The sequence below is a fragment of the Sphingomonas sp. SORGH_AS_0879 genome (assembly GCF_030819175.1).
GTDB lineage: Bacteria > Pseudomonadota > Alphaproteobacteria > Sphingomonadales > Sphingomonadaceae > Sphingomonas.
Genome location: NZ_JAUTBJ010000002.1, coordinates 566,068 through 588,058, shown reverse-complemented (window position 1 = coordinate 588,058; position 21,991 = coordinate 566,068). Strand labels below are relative to the sequence as shown.

The following is a 21,991-nucleotide window of genomic DNA, read 5'->3' as shown; positions in this document are numbered from 1 at the left end:
CCCCCGGTCGTACCCGCCCTCGATGTTCCCGTTATGTACCGATGGCAGGCGGGTTTGTATCCAACAAACGAACCAAATGGGTTTGGACAGCAAAAGCGGCTTGCCAGACGCAAAACGCATCGGCATTAGGCGGGGCTTACCCCAAGGGGGCGATTAGCTCAGTTGGTAGAGCGTCTCGTTTACACCGAGAATGTCGGCGGTTCGAGCCCGTCATCGCCCACCATGCTCCGACGTCAACTCAACCGCACCACCCCGGCGAAGATCGGGGCGGCTTGTCCTATCAACCGTCATCCCAGCGAAGGCTGGGATTTTTCGCCGCTATCGGTCTTCCACTCGCCAGAGGCCCCAGCTTTCGCCGGGGCGACGGTGCGGACGATCAGGCGAGCTTCCAATAGGTCGCATAGCGTTCATGCGCGATCCGGTGGTACGGGATCAGCCGCACCGGCTGTCCGTCCGCCGCCGGGATGGTGAACTCCAATGGCTTGCCCGTCGCCGTGATCGTCTTCGTCAGTTGCTCTGGCTCACCCGACAGGGTCGGCGCCTGGAAGGGCGTGTCGTTATATTCGCCATATTTGCGCTCGTTGACGATGATGTCCGCGCCCGGCGCCAGCCCTTCACGGCCCAGCGCGCCCGCCAGCACCAGCGGGCCATAGGTGAAGGCGACGATGTCCGGCGCGGCCGGGGCGCTTTCGACACCGGGTTCCATGACCATCCGCCATTCGACCGTGTCGCCGCTCTTCCACGTCCGGGTCACCTCGGCATAGCTGCCCGGTTTGTCCGAGCGCTGGACCTCGGCCCCGTTGACCAGCAGGGTCGCGGCCCGGCTCCATTTCGGGTGGCGCAGTTTCAGCGTCAGCTCGGTCGGCTGGCGCAGCTTCCAGCGGAACTCGGTGTTCCCCGCCTCCGGAAAACGGGTCGCCTGGGTCAGCACAGCGCCCTTGTCGGCCCAGGTCACGCTGGAGGGGATGAACAGGTTCACATAGAGCGCGCGATCGTCATGGAAGTAGATCGAGTCGCGATACTTCACATGATTTTCCATCCCCGTGCCGGTGCAGCACCAGAAACTGTCTTCGGGGGTGTGATAGAGCTTCATGTACCCCGGCCGCGCGCCCTGGAAATAGGTCGCCATCCCCGAATCCGGGTCCTGCGAGGCGAGGATGCCGTTGTAGAGCGTGCGTTCGTAATAATCGGCATATTCGGCGCGCGGATCGTGCAGGAACAAGGCGCGGGTCAGCTTCAGCATGTTGTGCTGGCAGCAGGTTTCCGAGCCCTTGGCCGAGAACACATGCTTGTCGAAATCGGCCATGGCGAAGAAATGCTCGCCATCGCCATGGCCGCCGGTCGCGAAGGCGCGGGTATGCGCCACCGTCCGCCAGAAGAACGCCGCCGCATTCCGATACTGGTCGTCGCCGGTCGCCTCGAACACACGCTGGAAACCGATGATCTTGGGGATTTGCGTGTTGGCGTGCATCCCGTCGAGATGATCCTGCCCCTTGACCAGCGGGTTCATCACCGCCTTTTGCGAGAAACGCCGGGACAGCGCCCGATAATCCTCGTTGCCGGTCATGAAATACAGGTCGGCATAGACCTCGTTCATGCCGCCATATTCGGTTTGCAGCATCGCCTCGAACTGTTCGTCCGACAGCGGCCGAGTCGCCACCACGCCCCAATCGGCCAGCCGGATCAGCACCGCGCGCGACGGCGCGCTATCCGCCAGCAGTACCGAGTCGCGGAGCCCCGCATAGACCTTGTGCAGCGTATACCAGGGCACACCGGTGATCGGCTCACCCCGCAGATGCGCGGCGACCAGCGCGGGGCCCTTGGGGAAGGCGCAGACCAGGCCGGTACCCGCCGCCTTCTGGCACGCGGCCAGTTCATTCGCGATATAGTCGATCCGCTGGCGATAGCGCTTGTCCTTGGTCGCGCGGTAAGCCAGCGCGCAGGCGGACAGATAATGGCCCAGCGTATGGCCATGGCAGTTGATCTCGTCCCACATCGGCTCCGATTCCCAGCCGCCATAGACGGGCGCCTTGGGCTTCAGACCGGCATTGGTGCGGAAATTGGCGAGCAGCCGATCGGGTTGCAGGCGCATCAGATACGCCTCGGTCATCTTCTGCGCATGGAGGAAGGGACTGTCCGCCAGCGTCACATCGGCCATGTCGAAGGGCTGGACCATCGTGGCGGGTGCGGCGCTGATCGCCTTGGCCTGCGCCCAGGCGACGGCGGGCATCACCGCCCCCCATCCAGTCGCCAGCGCGCCGATGCTGGCAGTCGCAAGGACGTCGCGACGCGACGGGGCATGGCAGCATGGGCGCATCGATCTTCTCCGACTAATTCTATTTTTCCCATGGGTAGCCATGCTCGGGTGGCGGGCGCAACATATATTTGCCGGTGGCCAAAAACCGGTTCCGATCCTCCCCGTTCAAGACTTCAGCACGGTGGAGGATAGCAAAACCGCCGATATGAGCCCCCGGCCGTCCCTTGCGAAGCAGGATTTATTTGTCGGACAGTCTCTTTCCCCGTCAGGCTATCGGGATCGGCGCTTGGCCACGCGTCAGGTGGCTTTGCCCCAGGCGGAGTGCCATCTTCCACAGCATCCGGACGGGCGGGTCATCGACGCCCCGATGTTCCGGCAGCATCGCGACCAGCGCCTGGGCCAGCGCCAGGCCCAGATCGCCCAGTTCCAGCGAGAAGCAGGTCAGGTCCGGCGACAGCGCGCGGCAGGCGGGATTGTCGCGCAGACCGATCACCGCCACGTCGCGCCCCGGCTCCAGCCCCAGCCGACGCAACGCGCGATACGCCCCGACCGGCGCGGTCTCGCCCATCAGCAGCAGTGCGGTCGGGCGGTCGGCGAGCGCCATCAACTCTCTGGCGGTCGCTTCGCCGTCGCTCTCATCCGTCTCGCCATGATGGACCAGCGCGGGGTCGAAGCCGATCCCCGCCTGCGCCAGCGCGTCGCGATAGCGCTGCACGACGATATGGCTGTTGTTGATCGTCGCGGGCGGCGCGACCAGCCCGATGCGGCGATGCCCCGCCCCGATCAGCAGCGCCATCGCCTCGCTCACCACCCCTTCGAAATCCAGGTCGATCCAGGCGTAATCGCGCGCGGTGTCGGTCCGCCCCAGCGCGACGAAGGGGATGGCCTGGTCCAGCAGGAAGGCGATCCGGGGATCGTCATGCTGCGTTCCCGACAGCACCCAGCCATCGACCGTGCGACGCGACACATGCCGCCGCAGGAAGGTCAGCCCGTCCTCCCCCTTGCGCGCCAGCAGCACGACCAGATCGAGGTCATGTTCGCCCAGCCCGTTCTGCAACCCCTCCAGCAGCGCCATGAAGAACGGGTCGCCGTGAATCGCGCTGTCATGCTCCAGCGTCAGCATGAAACCGACCGTCCCCGTCCGCCCGCTGCGCAACGTCCGGCCCGACTGGTTGGGGATATAGCCGAAGGCCCGCGCGGCCTCGACCACCCGCTGCCGCGTCGCGGGGCTGACGTCCTTGCGGTCGTTCAATGCGCGCGACACCGTGCCGATCGACAGGCCGAGATGATGGGCGAGCTCGCGTATGTCCATGCGCCCGTGATCGCGGTGTGGCGCGATCGGCACAAGAGGCATTGATCTGGGAGGCCGTTTGCACACTTGCAGAAGAGCGAGTTTCAAGCCCACTCGCACAGGGGCATTGACAGCGCCATTTGTCGGAGCGATTATCCGTAAACGTTTACGGCCATCGCAGAATGGCGTTGAGAGGAAATAGGGCTTGGACACGCTCGTTCTGGAGACTCGTGCCATCGGCTGGGCCTATGACGGCAACTGGCTGCGCATCGAGGCACATGGCCCCGATGGCCTGAGGCTGCGGGCATCGTCCTTTCCCGATCGGGGTGCGCGGGCCGGCGCACTGCTCGACGCCCCCAGGGATACGACGCCGTCCGCGCCGGTCGTCACTCGCGATGGCGGCACCGCCCGCATCACCCATGGCCGCATCACCGCCGAAGTCGATCTTCAGGGCCGTGTCCGCTTCCTGAATGCACGGGGCGAGGTGCTGCTGGAGGAAAAGTGGCGGCAGCGCGACACGATCAGCCAATATTGGACGGTCGGCACAAAGGAGGTCCGCACGATCAGCGCGCTCGGCCTGTCGGGGCGCGAGTTCAAATCGCTGCCCGGCGACGAGGCGCGGATCACCGTCCGGTTCGAGGCGAAGCCGGGCGAGCGGCTGTACGGCATGGGCCAGTACCAGCAGCCCAATCTGGATCTGGCGGGCTGCACCCTGGAACTGGCGCAGCGCAATTCGCAGGCGAGCGTGCCCTTCGTCGTGTCGAGCCATGGCTATGGCCTGTTGTGGAACATCCCCGCCGTGGGCGAGGTGCATTTCGCCGCCAATGGCGCGACTTGGACCGCGCGGGCGGCGCGCGAGGTGGATTACTGGATCACCGCCGCCGACGCTCCGGCCGAGATCCTGCGCAACTATGCCGCCGTCACCGGCACCGTGCCGATGATGCCCGACTATGCGCTGGGCCTGTGGCAGAGCAAGCTGCGCTACCGCACGCAGGACGAATTGCTGGCGGTCGCGCGCGACTATCATGCGCGCGGCATTCCGCTGGCGGTGATCGTCGCCGACTTCTTCCACTGGCCGGTGCAGGGCGACTGGCGCTTCGACGAGCGCGAATGGCCCGATCCCGCCGCGATGACCGCCGAGTTGAAGGCGATGGGGACCGAGTTGCTCGTCTCGGTCTGGCCAACGGTCGATCACCGTTCGGAAAACTATGCCACGATGGCGGAGAAGGGCTATCTGGTGCGCGCGATGCGCGGGCTCGACGTGCAGCAGGAATTCCTCGGCAATACCCGTTTCATCGACGTGACCCATCCCGGCGCGCGCGATTTCCTGTGGCAGACCACGAAGCGCAACTACCGCGACAAGGGCGTCGCGCTGTTCTGGCTGGACGAGGCCGAGCCCGAATACAGCGCCTATGATTTCGACAATTACCGTTATCATGCGGGCAGTGTGCTAGAGGTCGGCAACGCCTATCCGCTCCATTACGCCCAGGCTTTTCACGACGGGCTCCGCGCCGAGGGCGAGACGGAGATCGTCAGCCTGGTCCGCTGCGCCTGGGCGGGCAGCCAGCGTTACGGCGCGCTGGTCTGGTCGGGGGACATCCATTCCTCGTTCGAGGCGATGCGCAACCAGCTGAGCGCCGGGCTCAACATGGCAATGGCGGGGATTCCCTGGTGGACCACCGATATCGGCGGCTTCCATGGCGGCAATGTCGGGGATCCCGCCTTCCACGAGCTGATGATCCGCTGGTTCCAATGGGCGGTGTTCACGCCGATCCTGCGGATGCACGGTCACCGCGATCCGATCACCCCGCCCGCCGAGCCGTTCCGCGACGGCGTCGCCCAGTGCGACACGGGCGCGGGCAACGAGCTATGGAGCTTCGGCGAGCCGGTGTTCGCGATCCTGCGCGACTATGCCGCCCTGCGCGAGCGGTTGCGACCCTATGTCGCGTCGCTGATGCGGGCGGCGCATGAGAGCGGCGATCCGCTGATGCGGCCGATATTCTATGACTATCCCGACGATCCGCGCGCCTGGGCGGTGGACGATCAATATATGTTCGGCCCCGACATTCTGGTCGCGCCGGTGACCGCGGCGGGCGTGACGGAACGGAGCGTCTATCTGCCCCACGGCCTCTGGCGCGACGCCTGGACCGGTGAGCGGATCGAGGGCGGCGTCGACATCGCCTGCACCGCCCCGGTCGAGCGAATACCCGTCTTCCTGCGCGACGGTGCGGGTGTGGCGGATGCTTTCGACGCGCGGAACTGATCGCGGGACATGACAAGACGGGATCGTCAAAAGGCGAACCGGGAATAAGGGACAGGATAATGGCAGCATCGATCGCCGACCACGCCATAAGGGCGATGGAACCGCAGCCGACCGACGGTCAGGCGGCGTCGATCCCGTTCGTCGAAAAGCTCTGCTACGGCCTCGGCGATGCGGGGGGCACGATCGTCACCGGGCTGATCGCCAATTTCCTGACCTTCTATTATACCGACGTCTTCGGCCTGGCGCCGGGGATCGTCGGCATCCTGTTCCTGTCGCTGCGCATCTTCGACGCGGTGTCCGATCCCCTGATCGGCATCATGGCCGACCGCACCTCGACCCGCTGGGGCCGGTTCCGCCCCTATCTGCTGTGGACCGCGATCCCCGTGGGCCTGGCCTGTTTCCTGACCTTCCAGTCCCCCGACCTCGGCTATGACGGCAAGGTCGCCTATGCGGCCGTCACCTATTTCCTGCTCGCCTTCTCCTACTCGCTCAACAACGTCCCCTATTGCGCGCTGATCACCCGCATGACCGACAGCGCGCGCGAGGGCGTGGCGTGCCAGTCGGTGCGTTTCGCGCTGGTCGCCATCGCCTCCTTCTGCGTTTCGGTCGGACTGCCGATCATGGTCCGCCAGTTGGGGGGCACCGACATCGCGCGCGGCTATCGCGACGGAGTGGCGATCCTCAGCCTGGCCGCCGTGGTGATGTTCCTGATCTGCTTCCTGTTCGTGCGTGAGCGGGTGGTCGCCGCCGACAGTGCCGAAGTACCGTTGAAGGTCGCCATCGCCACCACGTTGAAGAACGACCAGTTGCGCCTGACCTTCGTCATGACGCTGCTGCTGATCGGCATCTTCAATACCAAGGGCGGCGCGGCGCTCTATTTCATCACCTATGTGCTGGGCGGCGACACCACCTATCAGGCGCTGTTCTTCGGCATCGCGACGGCGGGCGGGTTCATGGGTTCGGTGATCGTGCCCTTCTTCACTCGGCGGTTCGACGTGAAGACCGTCTATGTCTGGGTGAACCTGATCCTGGTTGCGGGGCATTTCGCCGCCTTCTTCGTGCCGGGCGGCTATCCGATGCTCTGGCTGGTGCTGGTCGGCCTGTGCTGCATCGTGCTGGGCTGCACCCTGCCGCTGCACTTCACCCTGATCCAGTTGGCCGACCAATATGGCGAGTGGAAGCTGGGGATGCGCTCCTCGGGCATGAGCTTCGCCTTCAACCAGTTCTTCGTCAAACTCGCCTGGGCGCTGGCGGGGGTGTTGATCAGCGGCGTGCTGGTCATCGTGTCGTACAAGGCGGGGGCGGGCAACCAGACGCCACTGTCGCTGACCGGCATCCGCGCGCTGTCGACGATCATCCCCGGCCTGATGCACCTCGCACTCGCCGCAACCGCCGCCCGCCTGATCCTGAACCGCGCCACGATCGCGCGCATGACCGCCGAGCGCCCCGCATGACCTTCCAGCCGAAAGCCCGCCCCATGTCCTCGCCCCTTCGCCTGTTGTTCGCCACGCTGCTCGGTTCCACCGCCATCGCCGCCTCCGCACAGGAGCGGCTGACCGTCGATCTGGCCAGCGATACGGGCGCGTTCCATGGCGGCGCGTCGGGGACGCTCTATGGCCTGTACGATGCGCGGCTGCCGCATCCCAATCTGGTCGAGGGGATCGGGCTTCGCACCGTCTCGACCAAGGCGCAGGACGGGCCGCAGCATCCCGGCGCCGACGCGCTGGAGGTCTCGACCCTGCTGACCGATGCGTCGGGCGGCGACACCTATATCTACATGACCGATATCAACCGCGAATTCCCGTACAACTGGAAGACCGGCGACTGCGCGCAATCGGTCGCGCACTACATCGAGCAGTTGCGCGCCCAGGTCCGCCAGGTGAAGGGCATGGCCAAGCGCTATCGCGACCGGATCGTCTTCGTCCCCTATAACGAGCCCGACGGCAACATGTTCGCCGACGGTCCCAAGAGCTGCAACGGCGTGAAGTGGCAGAAGGACCCGACCGCCTTCAACGACGCCTGGGACCGGGCGGTGCGGATGATCCGCCAGGAACTGCCCGGCGCGCGGATCGCGGGGCCGAACACCAGCATCCTGTTTCCGGAGGTCGAAGGCTTTCTGCGCCACGCCATCGCGGCGGACACCATGCCCGACGTGGTGACCTGGCACGAACTCAGCAACCCGGCGGCGGTGCGGACCAGCGTGCGCAAGTATCGCGAGTGGGAGGATCGGCTGTTCGCTGGCACCAAATGGCAGGGCCGCCACCTGCCCATCAACATCAACGAATATGCCTATAACTACCACACTTCGGTCCCCGGCCAGATGGTGCAGTGGGTGGCGGCGATCGAGGATTCCAAGGTCGATGCCGACATCGCCTATTGGAATATCGACGGGAATCTCAGCGACTCCGCCGTGCAGGCCAATCGCGGCAACGGGCAATGGTGGCTGCTCAACGCCTATGCGACGATGAGCGGCCATACGCTGGCCGTCACCCCGCCGCATCCCGACCAGAGCTATACGCTGCAAGGAGTGGCGACGCTCGACCCCAGGCGGCGGCAGATGCGCCTGTTGTTCGGCGGCAAGAGCGGCGACGCGACGATCGCGCTCGCCCGCGTTCCCGCCGCGTTCGGCCCCGAGGTCCGGGTGCGCGTGCGCGAGATCGGCTGGACCGGACAGTTGGGCGATTCCGCTCCGCCGGTCACGATGGTGGAGCGGGTATTGCCGGTGAAGGACGGCCAGATCGCGCTGACCTTCGGCCAGGACAATCTGCCCCCGCTGCGCGAAGAAGCGGCCTATGAGCTGCTGCTCACCCCGGCGGAAGGGACGCAGGCCCCCGCCGTCGCCCTGCCCTGGCGACAGGATTACGAAGCGGAGAAGGCGACGCGGCGGGGCCAGGGCCTGGCGGTACGCGGACCGGAGGGCTCGCCGGATCATGTCGACCGCTTCCACACCTCGGGCGGCTATTCGGTCGAGGGGTTCAAGACCGGCGCCGACGCCGCGCTCGACTTCGCGGTCGAGGTTCCGCGCACCGGGCGGTACGATTTGCGCGTGCTCGCGAGCACCTTCAACAAGGACCCGCTCGTCACCGATCAGGGGGCGACCAACGTCTTCCTGCGGATCGACGGGCAGAAGACGGGCGAGACCGAGCTGTTCCTGCCGCTGGGCTACAAGCCCTCGGTGCTCGACCATGTCGATACGGTGGTCACCCTGACGCGCGGCAAACATGTCCTGACACTGGCGACGCGTAGCCTGGGCGGCACGCGCGCCACGCGGGGCAACGCACTGGTCGACCGCATCACCCTGACCGCCGCCGATCCCGCCGCCGCCACGGTCCGCTACGATGTACGCGACGCGATGGTGGCCGGCGATACCGCGACCTTCTGGGTTTACGGCGCGCAGGACGAAGTGGCGAAACTCACCGCTGACGCCAGCGGCGCCGTGCAGATCCGCGTCAACGACCGGCCTCTGACCGGGGGCGAGGCGTTCCTGCTCGGCGGGATCAACAAGGTCGAAGTGACCGGCGCGGCACGTCTGCGCGGCCTGGACGTCACCCGCGACACCGCCCCCGACGCCCCCCGTCGCTATGAGGCGGAGGCCGCGCAAGTCGCCGGAACCGCACGGATCGGCGCGGCATCGCTGGCCAGCGGTGGACGTGCGGTGTTCGACATCGGCGGCGCGCCGGGCAACCGCAACACCCTGACCTTCCCCAATGTCGTCGCCGACAAGGCGGGCAGCTATGCACTGACCGTCCGATTCTCCAATGACGAACAGTCCAAGGCGACGCATTACAATCCCGACCCGCTCGCCCGGATCGCGCGCATCTCGATCAACGGGGCCAAACCGATCCTGGCGACCTTCCCCAACAGCTTCCACGCCAACAACTGGTGGGAGATGACGGTGCCCGTCACCCTGCGCGCCGGGACCAACAGCATCCGCATCGCGGGCGAGGAACAGCCCGATTGGGACGGCCGCACCTATGCGTCCAAGACCTGGCCCGGCGTCCTGCTCCGATCGCGCTTCGCGCCGAATATCGACCGGATCACTGTCTCGCCCATGCCCTGAACGCCCCGATTCGAGGTGAAGCCGAACACGGCGCACCCTGAATCCGACCACGACCGAAAACGTTTCCGTCAGAAAAGATCAAAGGAGGGGTTTATGAAGCACGCATCGATCGGTGGCCTTTTGGCCTCGGCATCCATTCTCGCCACCCTGGCGCTGGCCACCCCCGCGACCGCCCAAAGCCAAGCGCCCCAGGCCGAACCCGCGCAGGATCAGGCGCAGCCCGCCGAGCAGACGGCACCGGGCAGCGCCGACATCATCGTCACGGGCATTCGCCAGAGTCTGAGCAACGCGCAGAACATCAAGCGCAACTCGGACGCGATCGTCGATGCACTGGTCGCCGAGGATATCGGCAAATTCCCCGACAACAACGCCGCCGAGGCGATCGCGCGCGTCACCGGCGTGCAGGTCACCCGCTATGCCGACGAGGCTAATGGCGTGCTGATCCGCGGCCTGCCCAATGTGCAGACGACGGTGCAGGGGCGTGAGATCTTCACCGCCGATGGTCGCTCGGTGTCGATCCAGGACTTCCCCGCCCAGGCGCTGTCGCGGGTCGAGGTCTATAAGGCGACGACCGCCGACAATCTGGAAGGCGGCATCGCGGGCCTGATCGACGTGGGCCTGCGCCGCCCCTTCGACTTCAAGGGCTTCCAGCTCGCGGGCGCGGCGCGCGGTGTCTATAATTCGGAATCGCGCAAAGTGGACCCGATCGGCAGCCTGCTGGTCAGCGACCGGTGGCAGACCGGGATTGGGGAGATCGGCGCGCTCATCAACGCCTCCTTCACCCAGACCCGCTTCCTGAACTCGGTCCGCTATCAGGGCTTTCAGGACAATGTCCCCGCCGCGCAAGCGGTCCTGCCCGCCTCGGTCGGCCGCAACTTCACTTTCCCGCAGGATATCGGCCTGTTCTACGGACGCGGCACCCGCCAGCGGCCCTCGGTCAACGGCTCACTTCAGTGGAAGCCCGCCGACAATTTGATGATCTATGCCGACGGCCTGTATCAGGGCTATCGCAACCGCAACGCCAACGACTTTTTCGGCGTGCCCATCCAGTCCAACCCCAATGGCGGCAACCCGCCGACGATCCGCAACGCGGTGCTGACCCAGGACGGCACGACGCTCGAATCGTTCGACGTGGACCTGGGGCTGGTCAACGGGCCCAGCAAGGAATTCGGCACCAGCCGCACCGACACCTATCAGGGCGCGCTGGGCGCCAAGTGGGAAACCGGCAACGCCGTCTTCACCACCGACCTCGCCTATACGCGCTCGACCACGAACAACAATTGGGGCCAGTTCCAGACCCAGGTCGCGACGCCGCTGTCACTGGCGGTCAAGCTGAACGATCAGGGCAGCGTGAACTTCACGCCCAGCGGCGTCGACTTCACCAATCCCGACAGCTTCTACATGCGCGGCCTGATCGAGAATCGCAGCCGCGCGGTGGGCAGCCAGTGGCAGTGGCAGGGTAATGTCGCGCTCGATACCGGTTCGTCGATCTTTCCCAAATTCCTGTTCGGCCTGCGTTACGGCGATCGCAACGCCAGCTCGGTCTATGGCGATCGCTATGCCTCGCTGGCCAGCCTGAGGGACCCGATCAACCGGGTGCCGACCGTGTCGCAGGGTGGGCTGGTCGAGCCGGGCTTCCACGGGGATGACGTGCAGCAGTTCCGGTCCTGGTACGCGCCCAACGCCTTCCTGTTCAATGACCGGTTGAACGATGTGCGGGGCTATATCCGCGACGCGCTGGTCCGGGCCGGGGCGGATGCGGGCACGCGCGCCGCCTGGGCCCCCGAACTGCCCAATCTCAACCCGCTCAACGCCTTCCAGGCACGCGAGCAGGTCTATACCACCTATGCGCAGGTCAATTACGCCTTCAACATCGGCATCCCGGTCGACGGCGTGATCGGCGCGCGGGTGATCCTGACGCGCAACAAGCTGAACGGTACCAACCAGTTGCCGACCGCCGATGGCGGCACCGTGCTGGTCCCGATCAACTCCTCGACGCAATATACCGACATCCTGCCCAATATCAGCGCGCAGTTGCACTTCACCGACCGGCTGAAGCTGCGCCTGTCGCGGACCCAGGCGCTGTCGCGGCCCGGTTTCAACCAGATCAACCCGACGCTGACCGTGTCGCAGGGCACCGTCGGGGGTAACATTTCCTACACCGGCAATGGCGGCAACCCGAACCTGCAACCGATCCGGTCGGACAATTACGACGCCTCGCTGGAATATTATTTCTCGCGGACGGGATCGGTGTCGGTCGCGGGATTCTATCGCAAGATCAACGGCTTCATCAATTCTCTGCCGCAGATCGTCAATGTCGCGCCGTTCGGCGACATCCTGGTCTATCGCCCGTCCAATGCGGGGTCGGGCACGATCAAGGGGATCGAGGTGGCGGGCACCACCTTCTTCGACTTCCTGCCCGGCGCATTGCGTGGGCTCGGGGCTCAGGCCAACTTCACCTATATCGACGGTGAGCAGGTCCTGCCCTCCGCCGCCAATTTCGCCGGCGGGCGCAACACCCTGCCCGGCGTGTCCAAGTACAGCTTCAACGTCATCGGCCTGTACGAACTGGGGCCGACGAGCGTGCGGCTGGCCTATAACTACCGCAGCGCCAATGTGGACGGCTTCGGTGCGCCGGGCGTCTACACCACCGTCTATTCGGGCGGGGTCGGGCGGCTGGACCTGTCGGCCAGCTACAATCTGAACGACAATATCACGCTGACGGTGGACGCGACGAATTTGCTGCGCACGCCGTACCACAGCTATGTGAAGGACCCGCGCTATCCGCGAGACATCCGCTGGGAGGCGAGCCTGTTGTCGGCGGGGGTGCGCTTCCGATTCTGATCGATCGGGGGAAGGCGGCCCGCTTCGCCGCAGACATGGCGAAGATAACGGGCCGCTTGGGTCAGTCCGCGAACAGGCTGGCCGTCTCGTCGGCGGTCAGGTCGATGCCGAACATCAGGCTCATCCGCATCCGATAGACGCGCGGGTCGCTCAGCGTCGCGCTGGTCTCGTCCTGGCCGACCCGGCGGCGATAATGCCGGTCGGTCAGCGAGGCGAAGCCGTGCGGCAGGATGATACTGACGATATTGGCCTGGCGGAACCGGCTGTCCTCGGCGGTCGCGGTCCAGTGATTGCCCATGCTCAGATCCGCGTCCCAGACCTGATCCGTGGTGAAGCTATATTGCGGCTCCCACCCGTCACCCGTCGAGCGGCCATCGGTATGCCCCGGATGACCGTTGCGCAGCAGCATCCAGCCATGCTGGACGTCGCGGGCCAACCGGAAGCGCGCGCCATCGGGCGCGGTCGCCTCCGCCCCGTCGACCAACGGCATGGGCGGCGAATAGCTGCCCCCGAAGCCCGCATCGGCGATCCAGTCCTGCCCGTCGATATGGACCAGGCTGAACGTATGGGTGGTCGGCGGCACGTCGCTGGCGCGCAGCCAGACGCGGGCGAGCAGTGGGCGCGCGGCAAAGCCGTGCGCGGCCAGCGCGTCGAGGAACAGCCGGTTCTGCTCGAAACAATAGCCGCCGCGCTTGGCGGTCACCAGCTTGGCGAAGACGCTGTCGCTGTCGATCGCGATCGTGCGGCCCAGTCGCACATCGAGATTCTCGAAGGGGATGGCCAGCCGGTGCGCCCATTGCAGCCGGGCCAGCCCCTCGGCATCGACGGTGACGCGCGACGGAAGGGCGATGCGGGCGAGATAGGAATCGAGATCGAACATGATCCGCCAGATAGGGTGCCCAATGCCGATTGTCGAAGGGGGACGCGCCCCCTTATCGCGGCGGCGGCGAGCGGGTATAGGGCGGCGCGACCATGCGCTTCCCCGACCACGATCCGACCCTGCCCTTCTCCCCGCCCGCGATCCGCGCCGCCGCCCACGTCATTCTGACGGCCGGGATCGTCGCGGTACCGACCGAGACCGTCTATGGCCTGGCCGCCGACGCCACCGACGCCGGAGCGGTCGCGCGCATCTATGCCGCCAAGGGGCGGCCCTCGTTCAATCCGCTGATCGTCCATGTCGCCGATCTGGCGACGGCACGGAAACTGGCGCTGTTCGACGCCGATGCGCTGGCGCTGGCCGAGGCATTCTGGCCCGGGCCGCTGACGCTGGTCCTGCCGGTGCGCGCCGGGTCGGGCATCGCCTCGCTGGTGACGGCGGGGCTGGAGACGGTGGCGATCCGCGTGCCCCGCCACCGGGCGATGCAGGCGCTGTTGGCGGAGAGCGGTCGCCCCCTCGCCGCCCCGTCCGCCAATGCCAGCGGCGGGATCAGCCCGACCCGCGCCGCGCACGTCCGCGCCAGCCTGGGCCCCGCCGTGCCGATCCTGGATGACGGCGCGACCGAGGCGGGGCTGGAATCGACCATCGTCGCGGGCCGCACCATCCTGCGCCCCGGCCCCGTCACGGCGTCGATGCTGGCGGGCGTGCTGGGGTCCGTCGAGCAGGGCCCCGACGCCCCCGCCATCGTCACCGCGCCGGGACAACTCGCCAGCCATTACGCCCCCGCCAAGCCCTTGCGGCTGAACGCGACGAAGGCGGCGGCGGACGAATGGCTGATCGGTTTCGGCGCGGTGACGGGGCAGGACACGCTGTCGGCGACCGGCGATCCGGTGGAAGCGGCTGCAAATCTGTTCGACGCACTCCACCGCGCCGATACCGGCGACCGCCCCAGGCTGGCCATCGCGCCGATCCCGGTCGAGGGGATCGGGGAGGCGATCAACGACCGGCTGCGACGCGCGGCGACGCGATAGGGGTTTCGGCGAAGTTCGGGGCGTGCACTTCGACTTCGCTCAGCGTGAACGGAGGAAGGGTTCATGTCCCAAGTCCCGTTCAGCCTGAGCGAAATCGAAGGCCAAGGGCATAACCCACCCCCAGGCGAAATTACGCCGTCACCGCCTTCGACCGCGCGGCGAAGCTCTTGCGCAGCTTTTGCAGCTTGGGCGGGATGACCGCCATGCAATAGGGGTTCGACCGGCCGGACGTTTCCCAATAATCCTGATGATAATCCTCCGCAGGATACCATTCCGCCATCGGCTCGATGGTGGTGACGATCGGCTTGTCCGAACCCGCCTGGGCGCGTTCGACGGCCGCCTTCATCGCGACTTCCTGTCGCTCGTCCGCCGGGAACATGGCGGAGCGATACTGCGTACCCACGTCATTGCCCTGCCGGTTGAGCTGCGTCGGGTCATGCGTCGCGAAATAGATATCCAGCAGATCGTCCAGCACCAGTTGCTCGGGATCGAAACCGATGCGGATCGCCTCGGCATGGCCGGTGTCGCCGCCGCAGACCTGCTTGTAGGTCGGGTTGGGGACGGTTCCGCCGATATAGCCGCTTTCGACCGATTCCACGCCGATCACGTCCTTGAACACCGCCTCGGTGCACCAGAAGCAACCACCCGCCAGTGTCACATACTCAGTCACGCGAAATCTCCTCGTCGTCTTGTATGCTTAGATAGGAAGGCGCTAGGCCACGGCAATCCAAGGGTTCGGGACAAAGTGATGGCGACGATCAACGGCAAAGTGATGGTGACGGGCGGCGCGGGCTATATCGGCAGCCATGCCGTGCTGGCGCTGCTGGACGCGGGCTATGAGGTCGTCGTGCTCGACAATCTGGTCACCGGTTTCGACTGGGCGGTTGATCCGCGCGCGTCGCTGGTCGTGGCGAACGTCGCCGACGACGACACGGTCCGCGCCGCGATCCGCGAGCACCGGGTCCGTGCGATCATGCATTTCGCCGGTTCGGTGGTGGTGCCGGAATCGGTCAGCGATCCGCTCAAATATTATCGCAACAATACCGCCGCCAGCCGCTCGCTGATCGAAAGCGCGGTGGCCGAGGGCGTGCCCCATTTCATCTTCTCCTCGACCGCCGCCACCTATGGCACGCCCGAAAAAGTGCCGATCACCGAGAATGACCCCAAGGCCCCGATCAACCCTTATGGCATGTCCAAGCTGATGACGGAGATCATGCTGAAGGACGTCGCCGCCGCGCATCCGATCAATTATTGCGCGCTGCGCTACTTCAACGTCGCGGGTGCCGACCCGCAGGGCCGCTCAGGCCAGTCGACGGTCGGCGCGACCCACCTGATCAAGATCGCGGTCGAGGCGGCGATCGGCAAGCGTGACGCGGTCGGCGTCTATGGCACCGACTTCCCGACCCGCGACGGGACGGGGGTGCGCGACTATATCCATGTCTCCGACCTCGCCGCCGCGCATGTCGCCGCCCTCGACCTGCTGGTCGCGCAGCCGGGTGAGAGCCACACGCTCAATTGCGGCTATGGCCGGGGCTTCTCGGTCCTCGAAGTGCTCGACGCCGTCGACCGCGTGACCAATCACAGGATCGAGCGCCGCCTGGAAGGGCGCCGCGCGGGCGATCCGGCGGAGCTGGTCGCGGACAATGGCGCGATCCTGTCCACCCTGGCCTGGCGGCCCGAGCGCGACGATCTGGACGGCATCGTCCGCGACGCCCTGGCCTGGGAGCGCAAGCTGGCCGAGATGGGGCGTTAAGTCCCATGCGGCTGCGTTCGCTGCTGTTCGTGCCCGGCGACCGGCCGGACCGGATGGCCAAGGCGATGGGATCGGGCGCCGACGCGCTGATCCTCGACCTGGAGGATGCGGTTGCCCCCGATGCCAAGCCGCGCGCACGCGACGCCATCGCCCGGTTCCTGGCGGAACCGCGTGACGGCGCGGTGGCGCTGTTCGTGCGGATCAACCCGGTCGATGGGCCGCTGGCGGCGGACGACCTAGCGGCGGTTCTGCCCGCCCGGCCCGACGGGATCGTGCTGCCCAAGGCCGAGGGGCTGGTCAGCCTCCATGCGCTGGCGGCGCGTGGGGTGAACCATATCCCGATCCTGCCGATCGCCACCGAAACCCCGACCGCGCTGTTCCGGCTGGGCGACTATGCAGGATCGAGCCTGCCGCTCGCCGGGCTGACCTGGGGCGCGGAGGATCTGCCCGCCGCGATCGGCGCCGCGACCGCGCGGGAAGCCGATGGCGGCTATACCCCGCCCTATCAACTCGCCCGCTCGCTGACCCTGTTCGCGGCGCATGCGGCGGGGGTAAGCGCGATCGAGACGGTCTATCCCGATTTCCGCGATCTGGAGGGGCTGGCCGCCTATGCCGCGCGCGGACGACGGGACGGCTTTACCGGTATGATGGCGATCCACCCGTCCCAGGTGCCGGTCATCAACGCCGCCTTCACCCCGTCGGCGGACGAACTGGCCCGCGCGCGGGCGATCGTCGATCTTTTCGCCATGAATCCCGGCGCAGGGGCGCTGCAACTGGATGGCCGGATGGTCGACGCACCGCATCTGAAGGCCGCGCAGGCTCTACTGGCGCGCGCTCAAGCCTAAGCCCCTATTCGCGCATGGTGGGCCAGGACGCGCGGATCGCCGCCGTGGCCCACCACCAGCCGAGCGCCCAGAGCGTGCCGAAGCACCACCCCGCCGCCACGTCGGACGGCCAGTGGACGCCCAGATAGACACGGCTGACCCCGATCGCCCCGACCAGCAACACCGCCATCGCCACGATGGCATGACGCACCCGGCGGTGCCGTGTCACCTGGGTCGCCAGCGCGGCGAGGGTCAGATAGACCATCGCGCTGCCCGCCGCATGGCCGCTGGGGAAGCTGGCGTTGGACACATCGACCCAGTGCGGCACCAGGTCGGGCCGGGCGCGCGACACGCCTTGCTTGACCAGGGTCACCACCGCGCCGCCGCTGATCCCCGACGCCACCGTCACACCGGCGGTCAACCACCAGCCGCGTGCCGCCAGCAGCAGCGTCGCCGCGCCGACCATCAGCACCAGCACGGGCACGCTACCCAGTGCGGTGATATCGACCGCCGCACGCATCAACCCGCGCGACTGGGCATGGGCGCGAAGCCCGGTGAGAATCGCCCGGTCCCAATCGAACGGCCAGCGATCGACCAGCAGCCCCGCGAACAGGAGAATCGCCAGCGCCGCCGCGCCCGCCGCCGCCCCTCGCAAGGCCCGAGGCATGGCGGACAGGCGTTCGGGGGATTGGTCTGTCAAAAAAATTCACCTGATTCGCCGTCGTCCTGCCGATGATCCCGAACGGATCGTCGATCATCCCAAGCTTTTGACAAAACGACAGCATTTGGGCAATTGCAACCGATTGCAGGCGCTGTGCGACGTCAGCCGACCGCATCAATACGGCTCTGGTGAACAATATCGATCACCATAATTCGAAAAACGGGTTTGCGTCTTCCGTCATTTTATCGCAGATTTGCCCCATCCCGGCACACAGACCGGTTGGAGAGGATTGCACGACCATGGACCAACACGTCATTTCGCCGCTCGACCGTCTGCTCATCCTGACTTTCGGTGCGATGGCTAGCTGGGTTGCCGTGGGCGGTGTGGCCATTGGCGCGTCGAAGCTGGTCGAACATCTCTTCTGACGGATATCCATCGGCGTGCGCCATCGCGGGCCGATGATCTTATACGCGACCAACCCTTCGACAGGGCTGTCTTCAAGCTGTCATTCGAATATCCGGTTTGGCCAAGATCAACCTTGATCGTTCGAAGAGGCGTGCATCGCTCACCGATTTTGTCCCAGGCGACGCGCCAGCCCGATCATCCGCCACCCCAGCAAGTCCTCCACCCCGGCATAGCCCAGTCCCATATGCGGGGGGCGTGAGGCGAACACATCGCCCAGCGTCACGCGACCCGAGCGAAGGGCCGCCCGCGCCAATTGCCGCCAACGCCGCGCGGTTTCCCAGCGGATCAGTTTCACGCTCTCGATATCGGGGGCGACCTGCGCCAGATAGGCGCTCTGCAACGTCGCGATCGCCTGTCCCAGCCGCCGAAGCGTCGCGCCATCGGGAATCGGCACCCCGCCCATATTGTGCCGGACGAGCAGATGGGCGACCTCCGACGCGGCATCGCCCAGCAGCGGCGCATGCGCCTCCGTCACGACCCGCGTCGCACTGGCCCGCATTTTCTCGATAAACCTTTTCGACACGCCGCCCGCATGCTGGCGATAGAGGAGCAGGGGCTCGTCCAGCCGGGCGATCCGACCGAAGGCGGCGATGCGGTGATAGAGGTCGAAGTCCTCCGCATAGAGAAGCTCGGGCCGGGTGAACGGATCGAGCCGCCTCGCCACATCCGCGCGCACCATGACCGTCGACCAGGCCAGCGGATTTTCGATCCAGCTCAGCCAGCGGATCAGGTCGGGCGTGCTGTGTGCCGCATAGTTCATGGGCAGAACCCGCCCCTCGACCAACTGCTCGGTCTGCGCGCCCACCAGCACGACATCGGGGTTCGCCTCCAGATAGGCGACCTGCCGCGCCAGCCTTTCGGGGCGGCAGAGATCGTCCTGGTCGAGCCCCGCCAGATACCGCCCCCGCGCCTCGGCGAAGCCGCGATTGCGCGTGACCACGGGGCCGCCATTGACCGCATTCTCGATCAGGCGGACTCGGGTGTCGGGCCAGTTGCGTACCAGTTCACGGGTATGGTCGGACGAGCAGTCATCGACCACCAGCGCCTCCCATTCGGTCATCGTCTGGTCGCCCAGGCTCGCCAGCGTCTCGCCGATCAGCCCGGCGCCGTTATAGGCCGGGATGACCACGCTGACGACAGGGCTGACGACAGGATCGCTCATGCCGCCGCGCTGTCGCATTCGGGTATCGCCTGACCCAGCAACTGGTCGACGATCATCTGCCCGACATTGTTCTGCCACAGCCACAGCCCGTTGGCCTGACCACGAAAGCTCTTCTCCCCGCCGAGCGGGCCCCAGGGCACGAAACCGGCGGACAGGCCGATGCCATAGGCGTCCGGCACCGGGCGATCCTGCGCATCGAGGATGCGGCAATGGCGATCGACCATCGGCCGTCCCGCCTCATGCGCCAGCGCGATCGGCGCACCCTCCGCATCGAACAGCGGCAGCGACCGGGGACGATAGCCGAGCGCGCCGACGACCAGATCGGCCTCGGCGATGAGCGCCCGCGCTTCGGGATCGTCTTCCCCGACGATCCGATAGGTGGTCATGCGCGGATCGGGCTCCCGCCCGCCCAGCGACAGCATCCGCAGCACCAGTTCGCGCGACTCCAGCCGCAGCCCCGCGAGCCGCAGGACGAACCCACTGACCGGACAGACATCGTCGGCGGTGAAATCGGTGAAACCCTCCTGACGGGCGGCGTCGACCGTCGGAAAGAACGGCTTGGGCGGGGTGCGCACCATCAACGTGATCGCCCCCGCGCCCAACGGCAGATCATGGCATTTGAGCAATTGCACGGCACTGGCCAGCGCACTGGTGGACGCTCCGACGATCACGATGCGCGGCGCCCGGACCGACGCCAGCCGCTTGACCACCTGTGCCATCCCCCCCTGGCGGAGCAGTGCGTCCGATCGCATCAGCCGATCCCCCGCCATCTGCCCCAGCGGCGCGCCCGCCACGATCCTGGCCGCGACCTGCTCGTCGCTCTGATAGCCGCCCGTCGCGACGACGATGCTGCGCGAGGTGAGCCTGTGCTCGCCATCCGGGCCCGACAGGATCGTCCGCCAATGGCCGTCCGCCGTCCGCTGCGCACCGACCGCTTCGACGCCGGTCAGCACCTGTCCGCCATGTACCGTGACGATCGTCCGCAACCGCTCCGCCGTCGCCGCCAGCAGCGGCGCGGTGTCACGCAACGGAGCGCCCAGCGCGCCGCAATAGCCTGCCATCAACCGCCCCGCCGGATGCGCCTCCAGCGCGGCGAGTTCGGGATGCGGATTGTCCTTCACCGCCGACAAGAAGGTTTCGGCGGTCGTATCGGAACGGATGGCATAGCCGCCCAGCGCGCCCGGCCCGATATGCTGCGACCGCTCGACCAGGGTCAGGCCCCCTTGCGCGAGCGTCTCCAGCGTGCCGTTCTTGCTCGCCGCCGTCAGCATCGCGGTCCCGGCGGGTCCTCCGCCGATCACCACGGCGTTGATCGGGCTTAGCACCTTTTCGACGCTCACGTCGGCGGACATCCGCGCAACGGCGCTCGTCAGTCGTCCGGCGACGATCCGCGCATCGCCGCGCTTCATCGCATCGGTGATCGGCAGGCTCAATATGCGGGCCGACAGGGCATCGGCCACCGGCGTCGGTTCGATCAGCGCGGTTTCGCGGAACAGCGCCTGCTCGCCCAGATGCGGGCTGAAATACTGGCCCGCGCCCACCCCGTCGCCGGCGAGGGCCGCGATGACCTCGCCCCGCCGCCCGGCCAGTTCGGGCGGCAACAGCACCGGCATGAACTGGGTCGCCTGCCGCCTGACCGTCTGACGCTGAAAGGACCATCCGGGCAGCGCGCCGCGATATTCCCGGTCCAGCGCCGCGCGGGCGTCGCAGATCGCATCGATCTCGGTCAGCTTGCACCGCGCCATCAGGGCCAGCACCTCGGGCATCTTGCCGTTGATGCCGGGCAGCGTCGCATGGCGGCCGGATTCGAAACCGAAATTCACCATCGCACGCAACTGGTCGATACGGTCGGCATCGCCGCTATAGATCAACCCGCCCTCGCCCACCGAGAAGGTCTTGGTCGCGTGCATCGAATAGACCAGGGTGAACGGAGCCCCCGCGCCGAAACCGCGTCCGACGGCGTCCAGCGTCCCCAGCGATGCGGCGGCATCGATGACGATCCCCACCCCGTGACGCCGGGCGAGCCAGGCATAGCGATCAAGGTCCAGATCGGTGCCGAAGGTCGCATAGGGCACGATCACCCTGATCCGGTCGCCATGGCGCGCCAGCATCCGTTCCTCTTCGGCGGGATCGGCGGTCCAGTCCTGCGGATCGATATCGATGACCAGCGGGGTCAGCCCGGCCCAGATCGCGGCCTGCGCCGTCGCGGCGAAGGTCATGGCGGGCATCATCGCCAGGTCGCCGGGGCGGGGATGCATCCCCGCCGCCTGCCGGATCGCGATCATCAGCCCCAGCGTCGCATTGCCCACCGCCAGCGCCGCCCCCCGACCCTCGAACAGCCGCGCCACCATCTCCGCCTCCAGCGCACGCACCTCCGGCCCGCCATTGCTGAACTGGCCGGATTGCTCGATCCGCTTCAGGCCGTCGATCTGCTCGGACAGCCGCGGCGGGCGCGGGGCGATGAGCGGAAAATCCATGGGGCGCATTTCCTGGGACACGTTCG

Annotated in this window: 15 protein-coding genes and 1 tRNA gene; 9 read left to right on the top strand and 7 right to left on the bottom strand. The window is 66.7% G+C overall.

Annotated elements, in window-relative coordinates; genetic code table 11:
* Positions 1-147: 147 nt before the first annotated feature.
* Positions 148-223, top strand: a tRNA-Val gene (locus QE379_RS03400).
* Positions 224-376: 153 nt separating this feature from the next.
* Here the strand turns inward: QE379_RS03400 and QE379_RS03395 are convergent.
* Both QE379_RS03395 and QE379_RS03390 read right to left on the bottom strand, forming a co-directional pair.
* Positions 377-2,317: a beta-L-arabinofuranosidase domain-containing protein gene (locus QE379_RS03395; RefSeq protein WP_373461712.1), complete on the bottom strand. Its 1,941-nt coding sequence runs from the start codon at positions 2,315-2,317 to the stop codon at positions 377-379.
* A gap of 205 nt (positions 2,318-2,522) precedes the next feature.
* Positions 2,523-3,569 (bottom strand): substrate-binding domain-containing protein, encoded by a 1,047-nt coding sequence (locus QE379_RS03390; protein ID WP_306997836.1) that lies wholly within the window; start codon positions 3,567-3,569, stop codon positions 2,523-2,525.
* A gap of 184 nt (positions 3,570-3,753) precedes the next feature.
* Here QE379_RS03390 and QE379_RS03385 point away from each other — a divergent pair, with 184 nt between their 5' ends.
* The 4 genes from QE379_RS03385 to QE379_RS03370 all read left to right on the top strand — a co-directional run bounded on the left by QE379_RS03385 (position 3,754) and on the right by QE379_RS03370 (position 12,715).
* Positions 3,754-5,811: a glycoside hydrolase family 31 protein gene (locus tag QE379_RS03385; protein ID WP_306997835.1), complete on the top strand. Its 2,058-nt coding sequence runs from the start codon at positions 3,754-3,756 to the stop codon at positions 5,809-5,811.
* Between the two features lie 59 nt (positions 5,812-5,870).
* Positions 5,871-7,265, top strand: a complete 1,395-nt coding sequence (locus QE379_RS03380; RefSeq protein WP_306997833.1) for an MFS transporter — start codon at positions 5,871-5,873, stop codon at positions 7,263-7,265.
* Between the two features lie 23 nt (positions 7,266-7,288).
* The gene (locus QE379_RS03375; RefSeq protein ID WP_306997830.1) at positions 7,289-9,871 is read left to right on the top strand and encodes a cellulosome protein; all 2,583 of its coding nucleotides are present in this window, start codon (positions 7,289-7,291) and stop codon (positions 9,869-9,871) included.
* A 93-nt stretch (positions 9,872-9,964) separates the two neighbouring features.
* The gene (locus QE379_RS03370; protein WP_306997828.1) at positions 9,965-12,715 is read left to right on the top strand and encodes a TonB-dependent receptor; all 2,751 of its coding nucleotides are present in this window, start codon (positions 9,965-9,967) and stop codon (positions 12,713-12,715) included.
* Positions 12,716-12,776: 61 nt separating this feature from the next.
* Here the strand turns inward: QE379_RS03370 and QE379_RS03365 are convergent, their stop codons facing one another.
* Positions 12,777-13,595, bottom strand: a complete 819-nt coding sequence (locus QE379_RS03365) for an arylamine N-acetyltransferase (protein WP_306997826.1) — start codon at positions 13,593-13,595, stop codon at positions 12,777-12,779.
* A 92-nt stretch (positions 13,596-13,687) separates the two neighbouring features.
* Between QE379_RS03365 and QE379_RS03360 the strand changes: the two genes are divergently transcribed.
* Positions 13,688-14,623 carry an L-threonylcarbamoyladenylate synthase gene (locus QE379_RS03360; RefSeq protein ID WP_306997824.1) on the top strand — a complete coding sequence of 312 codons (936 nt, stop codon included), beginning with the start codon at positions 13,688-13,690 and terminating at the stop codon, positions 14,621-14,623.
* Positions 14,624-14,753: 130 nt separating this feature from the next.
* Here the strand turns inward: QE379_RS03360 and msrA are convergent, their stop codons facing one another.
* A complete protein-coding gene (gene msrA, locus QE379_RS03355; RefSeq protein ID WP_306997822.1) occupies positions 14,754-15,293 on the bottom strand; it encodes a peptide-methionine (S)-S-oxide reductase MsrA in 540 nt (179 codons plus the stop codon).
* A 78-nt stretch (positions 15,294-15,371) separates the two neighbouring features.
* Between msrA and galE the strand changes: the two genes are divergently transcribed.
* Positions 15,372-16,376, top strand: a complete 1,005-nt coding sequence (gene galE, locus QE379_RS03350) for a UDP-glucose 4-epimerase GalE (RefSeq protein WP_306997820.1) — start codon at positions 15,372-15,374, stop codon at positions 16,374-16,376.
* A 5-nt stretch (positions 16,377-16,381) separates the two neighbouring features.
* Positions 16,382-17,221 carry a CoA ester lyase gene (locus QE379_RS03345; RefSeq protein ID WP_306997818.1) on the top strand — a complete coding sequence of 280 codons (840 nt, stop codon included), beginning with the start codon at positions 16,382-16,384 and terminating at the stop codon, positions 17,219-17,221.
* Between the two features lie 4 nt (positions 17,222-17,225).
* Here the strand turns inward: QE379_RS03345 and QE379_RS03340 are convergent, their stop codons facing one another.
* On the bottom strand, positions 17,226-17,900 hold the full coding sequence (locus QE379_RS03340) for a phosphatase PAP2 family protein (RefSeq protein ID WP_306997816.1): 675 nt from the start codon (positions 17,898-17,900) through the stop codon (positions 17,226-17,228).
* A gap of 149 nt (positions 17,901-18,049) precedes the next feature.
* Here QE379_RS03340 and QE379_RS03335 point away from each other — a divergent pair, with 149 nt between their 5' ends.
* Positions 18,050-18,286: a hypothetical protein gene (locus QE379_RS03335; protein ID WP_306997814.1), complete on the top strand. Its 237-nt coding sequence runs from the start codon at positions 18,050-18,052 to the stop codon at positions 18,284-18,286.
* Between the two features lie 140 nt (positions 18,287-18,426).
* Here QE379_RS03335 and QE379_RS03330 read toward each other — a convergent pair whose 3' ends face one another.
* Positions 18,427-19,488, bottom strand: coding sequence for a glycosyltransferase family A protein (locus tag QE379_RS03330; protein WP_306997812.1), 1,062 nt, complete (start codon positions 19,486-19,488; stop codon positions 18,427-18,429).
* On the bottom strand, positions 19,485-21,965 hold the full coding sequence (locus QE379_RS03325; protein WP_306997810.1) for a DegT/DnrJ/EryC1/StrS family aminotransferase: 2,481 nt from the start codon (positions 21,963-21,965) through the stop codon (positions 19,485-19,487). The genes QE379_RS03330 and QE379_RS03325 overlap by 4 nt, the downstream gene beginning before the upstream one ends.
* Between the last annotated feature and the right edge of the window lie 26 nt (positions 21,966-21,991).